We start from the raw sequence: 15,400 nt of genomic DNA, 5'->3' as shown, positions 1-15,400 counted from the left end.
TGTACTCCCAACCCCTCGACCCATTGCCTGGAACGCGGGTCAGGTGGCGTCGGCCTTTGCCACCACGGCCCGCAACAGAACATTGCATCCAGCCTCACACCATTCCGGATGCGCGTGTTCAATCTCGTTATGGCTGATGCCGTCCACACAAGGAATGAAGATCATCGATGTCGGGGTCACACGGGCCAGGTAGCAGGCGTCGTGCCCCGCCCCGGACACCATGTCACGGTTGCTGTAGCCCAATTCCGCCACGGCGCCGCGCACGGCATCGACGCAACCCGCATCGAACTTCACCGGGGCATAGTACCAAATCTGCTCGAATTCAGTTTCCAGGCCGATTTCCTGGGCGACTCGTGTAACGGCGTTACGCAGCTTGGCGTCCATCTCCGCCAGCACGGCATCGTCCGGGTGGCGGAAGTCGACGGTGAAGAACACCCGGCCGGGGATGACGTTGCGGGAATTGGGGTGAATCTGCATCAGGCCCACGGTGGCGCAGGCCAAGGGGGCGTGTTCCAGGCCAATGCGGTTGACCGCGTCCACCACGCGCGCGGCGCCCAGCAGGGCATCGCGCCGGCGGCTCATGGGCGTAGGGCCGGCGTGGGCCTCCTGCCCGGTGAAGGTGACCTCATACCAGCGCTGGCCCTGGCAGTCGGTGACCACGCCAATGATCTTGTCCTCCGCCTCCAGGATGGGCCCCTGCTCGATATGCGCCTCGAAGTAGGCGCCCAGGTCGCGGCCGCGAATGGGAGCGTCGCCGGCGTAGCCGATGCGCGCCAGCTCCTCCCCCATGGTCTTGCCGTCCAGGTCCTTGCGCGACAGGCCGTACTCCAGGTCGAAGGTGCCGGCGAAAACGCCCGATGCCACCATGGCCGGCGCGAAACGGGACCCTTCCTCATTGGTCCAGGCCACGACCTCGATGGGCGCCTCGGTCTGGTAGTTCAGGTCGTTCAAGGTGCGCACCACCTCCAGCCCGGCCAGGACGCCATAGACGCCGTCGAACTTGCCGCCCGTGGGCTGGCTGTCCAGGTGGCTGCCCATCAGGATGGGCGGCAGCGCGTTGTTGCGGCCGGGGCGGCGGGCAAAGATGTTGCCGATGGCATCCACCGTGATGGTGCAGCCGGCGTCCCGGCACCACGTCACGAACAGGTCGCGGCTCTGCTTGTCCAGGTCCGTCAGGGCAAGGCGGCAGACGCCGCCCTTGGGCGTGGCGCCGATCTTGGCCATTTCCATCAGGCTGTCCCACAGCCGGCTGCCGTTGATGGCGACGTTCGTGCCGAACTTGGCCTCAGTGCTCATGACTCATGCGCTCCCTTATTCGGCGGCTTTCGGCGGCTGGACGCGGGCAGGGTTCTGCGGATGCTCCGGCCAGGTCAGGTAGGGACGGCCCGTCTCCTGCTCATGCATGGTGATGCAATCCGGCACCGGGCAGACATGGGCGCACAGGTTGCAGCCCACGCATTCCTCATCCACCACCTCGAACAGGCGTTTCCCGTCGCCGGGCAGGATGCGGATGGCCTGGTGCGAGGTATCCTCGCAGGCGATATGGCAGCGGCCGCAGTCGATACACAGGTCCTTGTCGATCCTCGCCTTGGTGACGAAGTTCATGTTCAGGTCGTTCCAGTTGACGACGTTGGGCACGGCGCGGCCCTGGAAATCGGCCAGGGTGCGATAGCCCTTCTCATCCATCCAGGCCGACAGGCCGTCGATCATGTCCTCGACAATACGGAAGCCATAGGTCATGGCGGCGGTGCAGACCTGGACGGAACCGCAGCCCAAGGCCAGGAACTCCGCCGCGTCGCGCCAGGTGCCGATGCCGCCGATGCCGGAGATGGGCAGGCCCCGCGTGTCCGGATTGCGCGCGATCTCCGCCACCATGTTCAGCGCGATGGGCTTCACCGCCGGGCCGCAATAGCCGCCGTGCGTGCCCTTGCCGCCCACGGTGGGGGTGGGCGCCATGGCGTCCAGGTCGACGGAGGCGATGGAGTTGATGGTGTTGATCAGCGACACGGCGTCGGCCCCGCCGCGCTTGGCCGCTTCCGCCGACCACAGCACGTTGGTGATATTGGGCGTCAGCTTCACGATCACCGGCAGGCGGGTGGCGTTCTTCACCCAGCGGGTCACCTGCTCCACCATTTCCGGCACCTGGCCGATGGCGGAGCCCATGCCGCGCTCACACATGCCGTGGGGACAGCCGAAGTTCAGCTCCAGCCCGTCCGCCCCGGTGGGCTCGACCCGCCGAGCCAAGCCGGCCCATGCCTCCTCCGTCATCACCGCCATGAGGGAGACGACGACGGCGCGGTCGGGCCAGGCCTTCTTGACCGCCGCGATCTCCCGCAGGTTGACCTCCAGCGGGCGGTCGGTGATCAGCTCGATGTTGTTGAAGCCGATCATGGTGCGGTTGCTGTCCAGCAGGGCGCCGTAGCGGCTGCTGACGTTGACCACGGGCGGGTCCTCGCCCAGGGTCTTCCACACCACACCGCCCCAACCGGCCTTGAAGGCCCGGACGATGTTGTATTCCTTGTCCGTGGGCGGGGCGGAGGCCAGCCAGAACGGGTTGGGCGATTTGATGCCGGCGATGGTGCCGCGAAGATCGGCCATGGGTCGTCCCTCCCCTGTTCAAGCCTTGAGGTAAACGTCGATGGCGAAGGCCGCCGCCTTGCCGTCCGCCACGGACTGCACGGTCAGATCCTCGCCGCTTTTGATGCAATCGCCGCCGGCATAGACGCCGGCCAAGCTGGTGGCCAGGGTCTCGTCCACCTGGATGCGGCCCCCCGCCAGGGCCAGGCCGTCCAGCCCGCCGGGCGCCAGCTTCTGCCCCACGGCCTTCAACACGACGTCGCAGGGGATGGTCACCGTCTCGCCGGTGCCAACCAGGCGGCCGGCGTCCATCGCCATGCGTTCCAGCACGATGCCGCTGACGGCGCCGCCGGTTCCCAGGATCTCGCGCGGCGCCAGCCAGGTGCGCAGGACCACCCCCTGGGTGCGGGCCAGATCCTGCTCATGCCCGGTGGCGCCCATCTCGGCCGTGCCCCGGCGGTAAGCCATGGTGACCTCCGCCGCCCCGGCGCACAGCGACTGGATGGCGGCGTCCACCGCCGTGTTGCCGCCACCGATGACCACCACACGGCGCCCAGCCAGGGGGCCGGCCAAGGCCACCGGCGGGGCGGCCCGCTGACGCAGCGCGGCGATGACGTCCACCGCGTCGGCCACACCGGCCAAATCCTCGCCGGCCACGCCCAAGGTGTTGATGCCTGCCAAACCAAGGCCCAGGAACACGGCGTCATGGTCCTGGCGCAGTTGGGCCAGCGTGACGTCGCGGCCCAGGGCCACGCCCGTCTTCACCGTGATGCCGCCCAGAGACAGGATGAAGTCCACCTCGCGCTGGGCGAAGTCGTCGACCATCTTGTAGGCAGCCAGGCCATATTCGTTCAGGCCGCCGGCCTTGGTGCGGGCCTCGAACACCGTGACCTCGTGCCCCAGCAGGGCCAGCCGGTGGGCGCAGGCGAGGCCGGCCGGGCCGCCGCCCACCACCGCGACATGCTTGCCGGTCGGCGCCTGTCGCGTGAAGGGCTGCACGCCCGCCTTGAACAGCACGTCGGTGGCGTAGCGTTGCAGCCTGCCGATCAGCACCGGTTCCGCCTCTGCCTTGTTGCGCACGCAGGCCTGCTCGCACAGCACCTCCGTCGGGCAGGCGCGGGCGCAGGTGCCGCCCATGATGTTGGCGTCCAGGATGGTGCGGGCGGCCCCCTTCACATTGCCGGTGCCGATCTTGCGGATGAAGCCCGGAATGTCGATGGCGGTGGGGCAGGCCGTGACACAGGCCGCCTCATAACAATAGAGACACCGGCTGCTCTCCGCCATGGCCTGCAAGGCGGTGAAGGGGGAGACCAAGTCCCGGTCCAGGCTAAGCTGGTTGCTGCGGGCGGCCCCGTTTACGCCACTCATCTACTGCTCCCGTCCTTTCCCGCCCTTTGCTGGGCCCCCGCCGGAACGGTCGTGCGTTCGCGGCGGTCCTGTTCAGAGGTACGCGTGTCGCAGGCGTATGCCTTTGTTCGTTTTATTTTTCGATCTTTATTTTCTGCCGAGCCACCCTGCCCCTTTTGGATCGCCAATCCTCACGGCAGGTCGCGCAGCACCTCGGCCAGCGTGCCGAAGATTTGGTCGATATGGCTCTTCTCGATGATCAGCGGCGGCGACAGGGCAATGATGTCGCCGGTGGTGCGGATCAGCAGGCCCTTCTCGAAGGCCCGCAGGAAAGCGTCGAAGGCGCGCGCCGTGGGCTTGCCGGCGATGGGCTCCAGCTCGATGCCGGCGATCAGGCCCAGGTTGCGCACGTCGATGACGTGGGGCAGGCCGCGCAGGCTGTGCGCCGCCTCCTGCCAATAGGACGCCAGCTCCGCCCCCCGGGTCAGCAGCCCCTCTTCCTTGTAGATCTTCAGGGTCGCCAGGCCGGCGGCGGTGGCCAGCGGGTGGCCGGAATAGGTGTAGCCGTGGAACAGCTCGATGGCGTTCTCCGGCCCGGTCATGAAGGCGTCATAGATGTGGTTCTTGAAGAACACCGCGCCCATGGGGACGGTGGCGTTGGTCAGGCCCTTGGCCGCCGTGATGATGTCCGGCACCACGCCGAAATAGTCGGTGGCGAAGGGCGCGCCCAGACGGCCGAAGCCGGTGATGACCTCATCGAAGATCAGCAGGATGCCGTGGCGGTCACAGATGGCCCGCAGCTTTTCCAGATAGCCCTTGGGCGGCAGCAGCACGCCGGTGGACCCCGCCACCGGCTCCACGATCACGGCGGCGATGGTGGAGGCGTCGTGCAGGGTGACGATGCGCTCCAGCTCATCCGCCAGGTGCGCGCCCCATTCCGGCTGACCCTTGGTGAAAGCCTGGTGCGCCTTGTCATGGGTGTGCGGCAGATGGTCGACACCGGCCAGCATGGGCCCAAAGAACTTGCGGTTGGTGACGATGCCGCCGACGGAGATGCCGCCGAAGCCCACGCCGTGGTAGCCGCGTTCGCGCCCGATGAAGCGGGTGCGCGTCCCCTCCCCCCGGGCGCGATGGTAGGCGAGCGCCACCTTCAGCGCCGTGTCCACGGATTCGGAACCGGAATTGGTGAAGAACACCTTGTCCATGCCGGTGGGCAGCAGGGCCGCCAGCTGCGCCGCCAGCTCGAAGGCGCCCGGATGGCCCATCTGGAAGGCGGGGGCGTAGTCCATGGCCGCCACCTGGGCCTGTACCGCCTGAACGATCTCAGGCCGGCAATGGCCGGCGTTCACGCACCACAGGCCGGCGGTGCCGTCCAGCACCTGGCGCCCGTCGTCGGTGGTGTAGTGCATGTCCTTGGCACCCACGAACAGCCGCGGCGCCTTCTTGAACTGGCGGTTGGCCGTGAACGGCATCCAGAAGGCGTCCATGTTGTTCGGAACGCTGCCGCTCAAGCCCGGGCCGGCCCCACGGCCGTCGGGGGCCGCGTAGGGGATGGAGGGATGGATGCCGAAGCCGTCGTGACGCTGTGCCAAAGCCACTCTCCCAGCAGGCGCCCGGCCCCTGTCGGCCAGGCGGACCCGTATTCTATAGCCCGTAATTTATGGAATGGAGAGTGACATGAATTTGACCATTTGGTCAGGTTTTTTTTGACCGCACGGCCAGAAAAATGCGCAAAACCGCGCCAGCGCCCACCGCCGCCTAATTTAATGGCAAAATCCCACCGTTTCCAATCCCCTAAACCCATGGTTGCCGCCGCCCTGACACCCAGGAGGAACCGGCGCAGCCAAAAGAAAAGCGGCCCCGAGGCATCCCCCGGGGCCGCTTCCCTTAGATCGTCATCCGTGACGCCGGCGTTCAGCCGACGATCTCGGTGCCGGCGAAGAAGTAGGCGATCTCGATCTTCGCGTTCTCCAGGCTGTCGGAGCCGTGGACGGAGTTGGCTTCGATCGATTCCGCGAATTCCTTGCGGATGGTGCCGGCGTCGGCGTTGGCCGGGTTGGTGGCGCCCATGATCTCGCGGTTGCGGGCCACGGCGTTCTCACCTTCCAGGACCTGCACGACCACCGGGCCGGAGGTCATGAAGGACACCAGGTCGCCGTAGAACGGGCGGGCGGCGTGCACTTCGTAGAACTTCTCGGCCTGCTGCTTGGTCATCTGGATGCGCTTCTGCGCGACGATGCGCAGGCCGGCTTCCTCGAACTTGGCGTTGATCTTGCCGGTCAGGTTGCGACGGGTGGCGTCGGGCTTAATGATCGAGAAGGTCTGTTCGACGGCCATGGCCGGATCTCCTGGGATTTGATACGAGGAATCTCGAAAGTGGCGGCGTTATATACGGGCGCACGCGGGGCCGCAACAGGCGTCGCTCTGCCCGCGATGCGCAGCCGTCAGGCCTTTTCGGCACCACCCGGCCCCTTTGCCAGGTCGCGCGCCGCCTGGAAAATGGGCTTTGCCCAGTTTGGAATGGACGCCAGCGCAGCCCAGTCCCCGGCCGGTGGCACAAAAATTTCACGGTCCCGCATCTCCAGGACCAATCGCGCCGGCGGGATGTCGTCACCCGCCCCGACAGTAAAACTATTGTCGAAAAGCTGAAGGTGACTGATCACCGGCAGGATACGGACCAGATTGGCGCGAGACGTAACCCAGCGTTCCCGTATCTTAGCTTCCGGGATGGCATGCCCACCGAAGGCCACGCGCTGAGCGACCCGCCGCAGATGCAGCTCCACCGTTTCCAATCCACAATACAGCATGATGATCCGATGCGTGGCCGCCGCCTTCAGCAATAGGGAAGGAATGGCGTTTCCGCTCAGCGTGGTCTCGAACGCGTAGCTGGTTTCATCAGCGATAGCCTGACGGAGATTGCTCAAGCCCTGGCGCCCGGCTCGCACATCCGCAGCCTCGGCCCCCATCCCGGTTTGCGCGACTATTCGACGGGCCATCGTGTCCGGGTTAAAGAACGATAGGCCGTGGGTCGCCAAGATCGTACCACCGACAGAGCTTTTGCCGGCACCGTTCACCCCCGCCAGCACCACAATGAAGGGCCTGGGGTCGCTCAATATGAATAGCCCGCCTTCGGTCGAGGCCCGCCCTGGCCTTGGGATGCCAGCATGTCCTCAAGCCGATCCTTGGCCCCGGGCTCCCGCAGCGTGGCCAATTCCGCATCGAACTGTGCAACCAACCGATCCAAGGTAGCCTGCTGTTGCACCAGCCCGCCAGCGGCCTTGGTCGCCAGCCGTTCGTATTCCTCAGCCGAAACCAACACCATTTCCACCCGGTCATGGTTGGTGATGGCCACGCTGCCGCTGGCCTGCACTTCCCGCGCCACCTCGGCCCAGCGGCTGCGCACTTGGGTGGCGTTGCGCCGGGGCAAGGCTTCAATGCTCGATCGCCTAGCGACCATAAACACAGCTCCTCAATACCTCATGACGTATATTAGGTACATTATATACGTACTGTACAGTTCGCCTTTCTGAGACCTGACCGCTTAAGCTGAGCAGTGCCTTCTGGCGCGCCTCATGCTAAGAGGGCCGCCATGCTGACCATCACCGACCTGACCTACCGCATCGCCGGCCGCACCCTTCTGGACCAGGCCTCCGTCGTCGTGCCCAGGGGCCACAAGGTGGCGCTGGTAGGCCGCAACGGCACGGGCAAGTCCACCCTGTTCAAGCTGATCGCTGGCGAGTTGCACCCCGACGGCGGGGAGATCAGCCTGCCCAGCGGCATGCGCATGGGCATGGTGCGGCAGGAGGTGCCGGCGGGGGCCACCAGCCTGCTGGACACGGTCATGGCGGCGGACACTGAACGCACGGCCCTGCTGGCGGAGGCGGAGACGGCGACGGACCCCGCCCGCATCGCCGAGGTGCACACCCGCCTGGCGGACATCGGTGCCCATTCGGCGGAGGCGCGGGCGGCGCAGATCCTGTCCGGCCTGGGCTTCGACGCGGCGGCACAGGAGCGCGCTTGCGCCGACTTCTCCGGCGGCTGGCGCATGCGCGTCGCCCTGGCCGGCGTGCTGTTCACCCAGCCTGACTTGCTGCTGCTGGACGAGCCGACCAACCATCTGGACCTGGAAGCCACGGTGTGGCTGGAGAGCTATCTCAAGAACTATCCGCACACCATCCTGCTGATCAGCCATGATCGGGAACTGCTGAACAAGGTCCCGACCACGACCATCCACCTGGATCAGCAGAAGCTGACCTCCTACAGTGGCGGCTATGACCAGTTCGTCACCGTGCGCGCCGCCAAGCTGGAGAACCTGAAGGCCCAGTCGGCCAAGCAGGAAGCCCAGCGCAAGCACATGCAGGACTTCGTGGACCGCTTCCGCGCCAAGGCCAGCAAGGCCAAGCAGGCGCAAAGCCGCCTTAAGGCGCTGGAGAAGCTGGGCCCGGCCATCACCGTGCTGGAGGAACACCGCACGCGGTTCGACTTCCCCTCGCCCGAGGAGTTGTCGCCGCCGCTGATCAACATGGACGGCGCCGTCGTCGGCTATGGCGACAAGGCCATCCTGCGCAACCTGAACCTGCGCATCGACCCCGAGGATCGCATCGCCCTGCTGGGCGCCAACGGCAACGGCAAGTCCACGCTGGTGAAGATGCTGGCCGGGCGGCTGGCCCCCATGGGGGGCGAGGTCCGCCGATCCTCCAAGCTGAAGGTCGGCTACTTCGCCCAGCACCAGGCGGAGGAGCTGAACCTGGCCTGGACGCCGGTGCAGCAGACCCAGGCCGCCATGAAGGGCACCACCGAGCAGCAGGTGCGCAACCACCTGGGCCGCTTCGGCTTCCCCCAGGTGAAGGCCGACACCCTGATCCGCGACCTGTCGGGCGGGGAGAAGGCGCGCCTGCTGTTCGCGCTGATGAGCCGCGAGGCGCCGGGCATCCTGCTGCTGGACGAGCCGACCAACCACCTGGACATCGACAGCCGCGAGGCCCTGGTGGAGGCCATCAACGGCTATCAGGGGGCCGTCATCCTCATCAGCCACGACCCGCACCTGGTGGAGCTGACGGCCGACCGGCTGTGGCTGGTGGCCGACGGCACGTGCAAGCCCTATGACGGCGACCTGGACGAATACCGCGCCTGGCTGCTGGACCAGCGGCGCAGCGACAGCGCCTCCCGCGACGTCACCCCCGCCGCGGGCCGCGACCGCAGGGAAGAGCGGCGGGCCGCCGCCGAGCTGCGCCAGCAGCTGGCCCCCCTGCGCCGCAAGGTGGAGGACGCGGAAAAGCGCATGGGCCAGCTGGGCACCAAGAAGGCCAAGCTGGACGAGAAGCTGGCCGACCCCGCCCTGTACCAAGGCCCGAAGGAGGCCGTGACCAAGCTGCAGATCGAGCTGGGCCAGGTGCAGAAAGACCTGGACGCCGCCGAAGAAGCTTGGCTGACCCTGTCGGAACAGCTGGAGGAAGCGATGGCGGCGGGGTCATGAGCTACGGCCGATTCCGCCCGGCGCCCATGCCCTGCGCCCCACTGCCGCACCCCGCTCCTAAAGTCTAATCCGAAATTGCGTAACGGAAACGGGGGTGTAACACACCCGTCATTGCAAATCGGGGCGGTGCGTGCCATCTCTGCCCCTATGTTCCGTGCACGCGACCGTTTCGGGGGCCTGGGGCCCCTGAGTACCGACCTGAACAGAGCCTTGACGCCCCGGTTTGGGCGCACCGCCGCTGGAATGCCGATGCTGAGGAACGCCTGAACCATGCCGACCGACCGCGCCGAGACGACCTTGAACGGCAAGAAGTTCGCCGCCCGGGGTTCCGCCAAGAGCTGCCAACCGCGCGGCCATTCCCCCCGGACGCAGAGCCCGGCCAATGAGAATCCCGCCTGGCTGTTCTTCCGCCGCTGGGCCGCCAACCCCGTCTCCATCGCCTCCATCACCCCCTCGGCACCGTCGCTGGGCCGCCTGATGGCCCGCCATGTGCGGCGCGAGGCGGATGAGATCGTGGTGGAATATGGTGGCGGCACGGGCGCCATCACCAAGGCCCTGCTGGACTCCGGCATCCCCGCCTCGCGCCTGTTCGTCATCGAGCGGGACAAGGAGCTGCACGCCTACATGACGGCCAAGTTCCCCGGCGTCTCCGTGCTGCTGGGCGATGTGAAGGACGTGCGCAGCCTGCTGCCGCCGCAATGGGTGGGCAAGGTCGGCACCATCGTCTGCGGCATCCCCATGATCCTGATCCCGGCGGAAGCGCAGCGCCTGATCATGGACGAGGCCTATGCCGTCATGCCCAAGGGCCGGCAATTCCTGTCCTTCACCTATTCCCTGCGCTCCCCCCTGCGCCGCCAGGCCCTGCACCTGTCGGGCAAGCGCCTGGGCTGGGCCGTCTCCAACATTCCGCCGGCGGCGGTGTGGGGCTACACGCGGGACTGAGGCGCGACGCGTCAAAAGCTGGGGGGCTGCGGCGCCACCGCCTCCCCGGAAAGGGAATCGGCCGTTGGCCGCGTCCTCAATCCCCCCAGATGCCGCCCAAGGGCACGCAACGCGCGCTGCATCGGCTGGTCGAACGTGACGCTGACCAGCAGGGAAGCGGCGGAGAGCAGCAAGAGGCCGGCAAGGAACAGCCCGTGCAGGGCCCACCCACCCGCACTGAACGCCGGCAGGTTCAATTCCAGCGCCAGCAGCAGCGGCATGTGAAGAATATAGAGGGGATAGGACAAGGCACCCGCCCGATCGGCGAAACGGCCCAGTCGCAGCATGCCATGATCTTCCAGCGCCGCCAGCCCCAGCAGCGTGACGGCGAACAGGACGGACATCCGCATCATCATGGCCGGCGTCCCATAGTCCCTGCCCCAATCGATCTCCGGCAATGTCGCCAGGATGGTCACGACGCCCAGCGCCACCAGGGCCAGGCTGGCCCGGGGACCCGGGCGGCGTTTGAGGAAGATCCAGCCGGCGGCCAGTCCTGCGATGAAATAAAAATTAAAGTAACTGAAAAGCCGCTCGCCCAAATAGGTTTCCACCACGTGATTGAGCCAGGTGGGATGTGGCAGGCGCAGCATGTCCAGCACCGGCCACGGCACCCACCGCCAAAGGGTGGCGCCGATCCAGAGGGCCAGGATGGGACGGCCGACGCGCGGCATCAGCGCCAAGCCAAAGAAGAAATAGAACACCAGCTCATGGCGCAACGACCAGGCGGCGGGAATGAAGTCCTTATCGTGCCAGGGCGAGAGCAGATACATCTGCGCCAGCGACGCCGGCGCCACGGTGCTGTGCAGGTAGTAAACCGGGATCAGCAAGGCCAGCCAATAAGTGGGATAGATGCGGCACAGCCGCCGCCACCAGAATCGCGGCACGGCAGCGGCGTCGCCCCAATCCCGGTGATGGGCCGTCATCATGACAAAGCCGGACAGAACGAAGAAATAAGTCACGCCGAACGCCCCAGGGGGCCGCCATCCGCCCAGGAGCGGACCCGTGCCAGGGGCCGCCAACTTGTTCACCCACAGGAGGAGGTGAGTCAGGACGATGATGGTCGCGGCAAGGAAACGGCCAAGTTCCAGCGTACGTAGCTTGGCCGCGCCGACACCCACGCCCGCGTCACGATCCGGTCGAACACCTGCATGTGATGCCAAGGAGCCTGTTCCCCAACCCAACCCCAAGACGCCTAGGCAGTGAACAGAGCACCCCGAGATCGTCGCTGGACCACCACGACTTATGTTCGCAGTCTAGGGACCGTTTCACCCGACATCAAGCATGCCGCCAGAGGCGGCCAGGGCGACATCAAGCATGCCGCCAGAGGCGGCCGGGGCGGCATCGGTCACCGCCGCCACGATCCAGTCGATGAACGCCGTCATGGCCGGGGTCGGCGCCCGCGCCGCCGCCCAGACCAGCCAGTGGGCCACCTGGGGCGTCTCCACCACCACCTCCGGGAACAGCGACACCAGCGTGCCGGACCGCAAGCGATCTTGCACCAGCAGCGCCCGGCCCATGGCCACACCCTGTCCCTCCACCGCTGCCTGCAGCACGATGTTGTAGTCGGTCAGCTGCACCGTGCGGGCCGCCTTCAAACCCACACCCGCCGCCGCCGCCCACACCCGCCATTCCAGCGGGCGGATGGTGAACAGCAGCGGATGGGCAAGGAGGTCACCCGGCGCCTGGAGCGGCGGCCCGCGCCGCAGAAGGGCGGGTGCGGCCACGGGTGCCAGGCGGTCCATGTGCAGCAACCGGCCCGCCAAGCCGTCACCGGGCTCCGGCCCTGCGCCATAGCGGATGCCAATGTCGGCCTCGCCATTCGGCACGTCCACCTTGCGCAGCGTGGGGTCCAGGATCAGGTCGATGTCCAGGTGGGCGGCGGCAAAGCGGTCCAGGCGCGGCACCAGCCAATTGGCGGCGAAGGACGGCACCATGCTGACCCGCAGCGTCTGGCGCGTGGCGTGGGCCCGCACGTCGCGCGTGGCCTCCGCGATCAGGCCGAAGGCTTGGCGCACCGACGCCAGATACCGGGCGCCCGCCTCCGTCAAGGTCACGCCCCGGGCGTGGCGGAGGAACAGGGGCACGCCCAGGCTTTCCTCCAGTTGGCGGATGTGGTGGCTGACGGCGCTCTGGGTGATCAGCAGTTCCTGCCCTGCCTGGCGAAAGCTGAGCAGCCGGCCGGCCACCTCGAAGGCGCGCAGGGCCGGCAGGGGCGGCAGGATGGGGGACAGGCGCATGGACCGGACTGTAACCTGTGGCCGACCCATGAGCCAGATCGATCGCTCCCCCGTGCCCCTTTGAATTGGCGGGGAGCATTGGCGGCGGGCATCCTGGCGCCACATTATTGAATTCCGCAGTCAAGGAAATGCCGCCGCCATGCCCATCTCGATCGCCGGAAAGGTCCAGTCCCTGGGCCTGACCCTGCCGCAGCCCTCCAGTCCCGCCGCCAACTATGTCTCCACCACCCGGGTGGGCCCCTTGCTGTTCGTGGCCGGGCAGATCGCCCCGGCGGGCGCCCAGGGACGGCTGGGGGACCAGGTCGCGGTGGAGGATGGCGTGCGGGCGGCCCAGGCTGCGGCCCTGAACGTCATCGCCCACGTCGCCAAGGCGGCGGGCGACGATCTGGCCAAGGTGCGGCAGGTGGCCAAGCTGACCGTGTTCGTCGCCAGCGCGCCGGACTTCACCCAGCAGCCGCTGGTGGCCAACGGCGCATCGGACCTGATGGTGGCGGTGTTCGGCGAGGCAGGACGCCACGCCCGATCCGCCGTCGGCGCCGCCGCCCTGCCGCGGGGCGCGGCGGTGGAGGTCGAGGCCATCATCGAATTGGCGGAGTGATCCCCATGCCCCTCCTGACCGATGCCCTGATCGAAGCGCTGCGCGCCGATACGCCCGGCTGCGCTGGCCCCCGCGTGCACTTCAACCACGCCGGCGCCAGCCTGTCCTCCCGCCGCACCCTGGCGGCCATCACCGATCATCTGGCCCTGGAGGCCGAGGTCGGCCCCATGGAGGCGGCGGTGATGGCGGCGGACGGCGTGGCGCGGACGCGCGCGGCGGCGGCCACCCTGCTGAACGCCACCCCGGAAGAGATCGCCTTCGCCACCGGTGGCTCCGCCGCCTGGGGCACCGCCATCGCCAGCCTGCCGCCCTTGCGCCCCGGTGACCGCGTTCTGGTGGGTCGCCAGGAATGGGGCGGCAACCTGACCACTCTGCGCGACAAGGCTGCCCGCGCCGGCGCCGGGGTGGAGGTGATTCCCAGCCTGGAGGACGGCCGGGTGGACGCCGACGCCCTGGCCGGCCTGATCGACGACCGCGTGCGCCTGGTCAGCCTGACCTGGGGGGCTGCCAACGGCGGCCTGGTCAATGACGCGGCGGCGGTGGGCCGGGTGGCCCGCGCCGCCGGCATTCCCTATGTTATCGACGCCGCCCAGGTGGTGGGGCAAATCCCCGTCGACGTACGGGCGCTGGGCTGCGACATGCTGAAGGCGCCGGGACGCAAGCACCTGCGCGGGCCCCGTGGCACCGCCCTGCTGTATGTCCGCCGCGACTTCCTGGACAAGGTCACGCCCGCCTGGCTGGACGTGCAGTCCTCGCCCTGGGCCACGCACTTGGGGGCTGACCATGCCCCGGTGTCGCCCCGCGACGATGCCCGCCGCCTGGAAGCGTCGGAGGCCTCGGTGGCCCTGCAGCTGGGCCTGGGCAACGCCCTGGAACAAGCCCTGGCACTAGGCATCGACCACATCCGCGCCCGCATCCACCATTTGGCGCAGGGGCTGCGGGGACGCCTGGAGGGCATCCCCGGCGTCACCGTGCGCGACATCGGCGATCCGGAAACCCGCAGCGGCCTGGTGTCCTTCACGGTGGAGGGCCTGGCGGGCTCGGCGGTGCGCGCCCGGTTGATGGACCAGGGCCTGACCCTGGGCGCCAACGGCATGCCCTACACACCGCTGGACATGACGACGCGCGGCCTGACGGAAATCGCCCGCGCGTCCCTGAGCTATCTGACGACGGAGGCGGAGTTGGACCGGTTGGCCGACGCCCTCGCCAGGCTGGCGCCCTAAACCTTGCGCGGCGCCTGGGCCAGCAGGGCGTCGGTCAGGCCGGGGGGCAGGACGCCCAGCAGCCAGGACACGGCATAGGTGGGCCAGGGGAAGGCGATGCGCGCCCGGTTGGCGGCCAGCCCCGCCACCACGATGCGCGCGGCCTTGTCCGCGTCCATCAGGAAGGGCATGGGGAAGCTGTTTACCGCCGTCATGCGGCTGCGCACGAAGCCGGGGCAGATGACGTTGACCTGCACCCCCTTGCCCATCAGCTCCCCCCGCAATCCCTCGCCATACGACCGCACCGCCGCCTTGGAAGCGCAGTAGGCGGGCGCCCCCGGCATGCCGCGAAAGGCGGCCAGCGAGGACATCAGCGCCAATTGCCCCCGTTTGCGCGCCACCATGCGCGGGATCAGGGGGTGGAGGGTGTTCAGCACGCCCTCGATGTTCACGGCCAGGATGCGGCGCGCCTGCTCCTCCGTCTCGCCCGAGGTGGCGGCATCCCCGCCGCCTGTGCCGCCCGAGATGCCGGCGTTGGCGATGGCGAGGTCGATGGGCACGCCGTTGTCGGCGGCGATGATCCAGTCGGCCAGGGCTTGGCGGTCGAGCACGTCCAGCGTGGCCGCCGTCACCCGGGCGCCCTTGGCGCGCGCGGCGTCGGCCACCGCGTCCAGCCGCGCCGAATCACGGCCGGTCAGCCACAGCTGACGCCCACGCACCGCATAGGCCAAGGCCAGGGCCTCGCCAATGCCGCTGGACGCGCCGGTGATCAGAATGCTGTTCGGCGACTGCACCGCCCGTCCCCCCTGTTGTCCCCGTGGTGAAGCCCGCATCATCAATGGGGCCACGCACTTACCGCAACCGGCCCACCCCCGGGCCTTGCTTGTTTGTCGCCGCCGCCACGGGCTATAACCCTAGCCTCAAGACGATGCAGCATGTCTCGCCGCCGGTCCAGCCGGCAGCGCGGCGGAGGTTGCGTCCC

General features: G+C 68.0%; 14 protein-coding genes. 4 read left to right on the top strand and 10 right to left on the bottom strand.

Going from position 1 to position 15,400, the window contains the following annotated elements; translation table 11 throughout:
- Positions 1 to 39: 39 nt before the first annotated feature.
- The 7 genes from Y958_RS16830 to Y958_RS16800 form a co-directional block, all read right to left on the bottom strand.
- The gene (locus Y958_RS16830; RefSeq protein ID WP_088873163.1) at positions 40 to 1,296 is read right to left on the bottom strand and encodes a Zn-dependent hydrolase; all 1,257 of its coding nucleotides are present in this window, start codon (positions 1,294 to 1,296) and stop codon (positions 40 to 42) included.
- 15 nt (positions 1,297 to 1,311) lie between these two features.
- The gene (gene preA / locus Y958_RS16825; protein ID WP_088873162.1) at positions 1,312 to 2,598 is read right to left on the bottom strand and encodes an NAD-dependent dihydropyrimidine dehydrogenase subunit PreA; all 1,287 of its coding nucleotides are present in this window, start codon (positions 2,596 to 2,598) and stop codon (positions 1,312 to 1,314) included.
- Between the two features lie 18 nt (positions 2,599 to 2,616).
- Positions 2,617 to 3,945, bottom strand: coding sequence for an NAD(P)-dependent oxidoreductase (locus Y958_RS16820; protein ID WP_088873161.1), 1,329 nt, complete (start codon positions 3,943 to 3,945; stop codon positions 2,617 to 2,619).
- A 170-nt stretch (positions 3,946 to 4,115) separates the two neighbouring features.
- A complete protein-coding gene (aptA, locus tag Y958_RS16815; RefSeq protein ID WP_088874047.1) occupies positions 4,116 to 5,411 on the bottom strand; it encodes an omega-aminotransferase AptA in 1,296 nt (431 codons plus the stop codon).
- Positions 5,412 to 5,838: 427 nt separating this feature from the next.
- On the bottom strand, positions 5,839 to 6,261 hold the full coding sequence (gene ndk / locus Y958_RS16810; protein ID WP_040844830.1) for a nucleoside-diphosphate kinase: 423 nt from the start codon (positions 6,259 to 6,261) through the stop codon (positions 5,839 to 5,841).
- 107 nt (positions 6,262 to 6,368) lie between these two features.
- Positions 6,369 to 7,037, bottom strand: a complete 669-nt coding sequence (locus tag Y958_RS16805; RefSeq protein ID WP_211098673.1) for an ATPase — start codon at positions 7,035 to 7,037, stop codon at positions 6,369 to 6,371.
- Positions 7,034 to 7,381, bottom strand: a complete 348-nt coding sequence (locus Y958_RS16800) for a type II toxin-antitoxin system Phd/YefM family antitoxin (RefSeq protein ID WP_088873159.1) — start codon at positions 7,379 to 7,381, stop codon at positions 7,034 to 7,036. The genes Y958_RS16805 and Y958_RS16800 overlap by 4 nt, the downstream gene beginning before the upstream one ends.
- A 132-nt stretch (positions 7,382 to 7,513) precedes the next feature.
- On the opposite strand from Y958_RS16800, the gene Y958_RS16795 reads away from it, so the two are divergent.
- Positions 7,514 to 9,400: an ABC-F family ATP-binding cassette domain-containing protein gene (locus Y958_RS16795; protein ID WP_088873158.1), complete on the top strand. Its 1,887-nt coding sequence runs from the start codon at positions 7,514 to 7,516 to the stop codon at positions 9,398 to 9,400.
- Positions 9,401 to 9,670: 270 nt separating this feature from the next.
- Positions 9,671 to 10,342 carry a class I SAM-dependent methyltransferase gene (locus Y958_RS16790; RefSeq protein ID WP_244909560.1) on the top strand — a complete coding sequence of 224 codons (672 nt, stop codon included), beginning with the start codon at positions 9,671 to 9,673 and terminating at the stop codon, positions 10,340 to 10,342.
- Between the two features lie 11 nt (positions 10,343 to 10,353).
- On the opposite strand, the gene Y958_RS16785 is transcribed toward Y958_RS16790, so the two are convergent.
- Both Y958_RS16785 and Y958_RS16780 read right to left on the bottom strand, forming a co-directional pair.
- Positions 10,354 to 11,499, bottom strand: coding sequence for an acyltransferase family protein (locus tag Y958_RS16785; protein ID WP_276328592.1), 1,146 nt, complete (start codon positions 11,497 to 11,499; stop codon positions 10,354 to 10,356).
- 147 nt (positions 11,500 to 11,646) lie between these two features.
- Positions 11,647 to 12,618, bottom strand: a complete 972-nt coding sequence (locus tag Y958_RS16780) for a LysR substrate-binding domain-containing protein (RefSeq protein ID WP_186291444.1) — start codon at positions 12,616 to 12,618, stop codon at positions 11,647 to 11,649.
- Between the two features lie 139 nt (positions 12,619 to 12,757).
- On the opposite strand from Y958_RS16780, the gene Y958_RS16775 reads away from it, so the two are divergent.
- Both Y958_RS16775 and Y958_RS16770 read left to right on the top strand, forming a co-directional pair.
- Positions 12,758 to 13,216: a RidA family protein gene (locus Y958_RS16775; RefSeq protein WP_088873155.1), complete on the top strand. Its 459-nt coding sequence runs from the start codon at positions 12,758 to 12,760 to the stop codon at positions 13,214 to 13,216.
- A 5-nt stretch (positions 13,217 to 13,221) separates the two neighbouring features.
- Positions 13,222 to 14,439 carry an aminotransferase class V-fold PLP-dependent enzyme gene (locus Y958_RS16770; RefSeq protein WP_186291443.1) on the top strand — a complete coding sequence of 406 codons (1,218 nt, stop codon included), beginning with the start codon at positions 13,222 to 13,224 and terminating at the stop codon, positions 14,437 to 14,439.
- Here Y958_RS16770 and Y958_RS16765 read toward each other — a convergent pair.
- Positions 14,436 to 15,212: an SDR family NAD(P)-dependent oxidoreductase gene (locus Y958_RS16765; RefSeq protein WP_088873154.1), complete on the bottom strand. Its 777-nt coding sequence runs from the start codon at positions 15,210 to 15,212 to the stop codon at positions 14,436 to 14,438. The two genes, Y958_RS16770 and Y958_RS16765, sit on opposite strands and share 4 nt — an antisense overlap.
- Between the last annotated feature and the right edge of the window lie 188 nt (positions 15,213 to 15,400).

Source organism: Nitrospirillum viridazoti CBAmc (genome assembly GCF_000730165.1).
Lineage (GTDB): Bacteria > Pseudomonadota > Alphaproteobacteria > Azospirillales > Azospirillaceae > Nitrospirillum > Nitrospirillum viridazoti.
The sequence above is the reverse complement of the archived record's forward strand: the minus strand, read 5'-3'. Positions and strand labels throughout refer to the sequence as shown.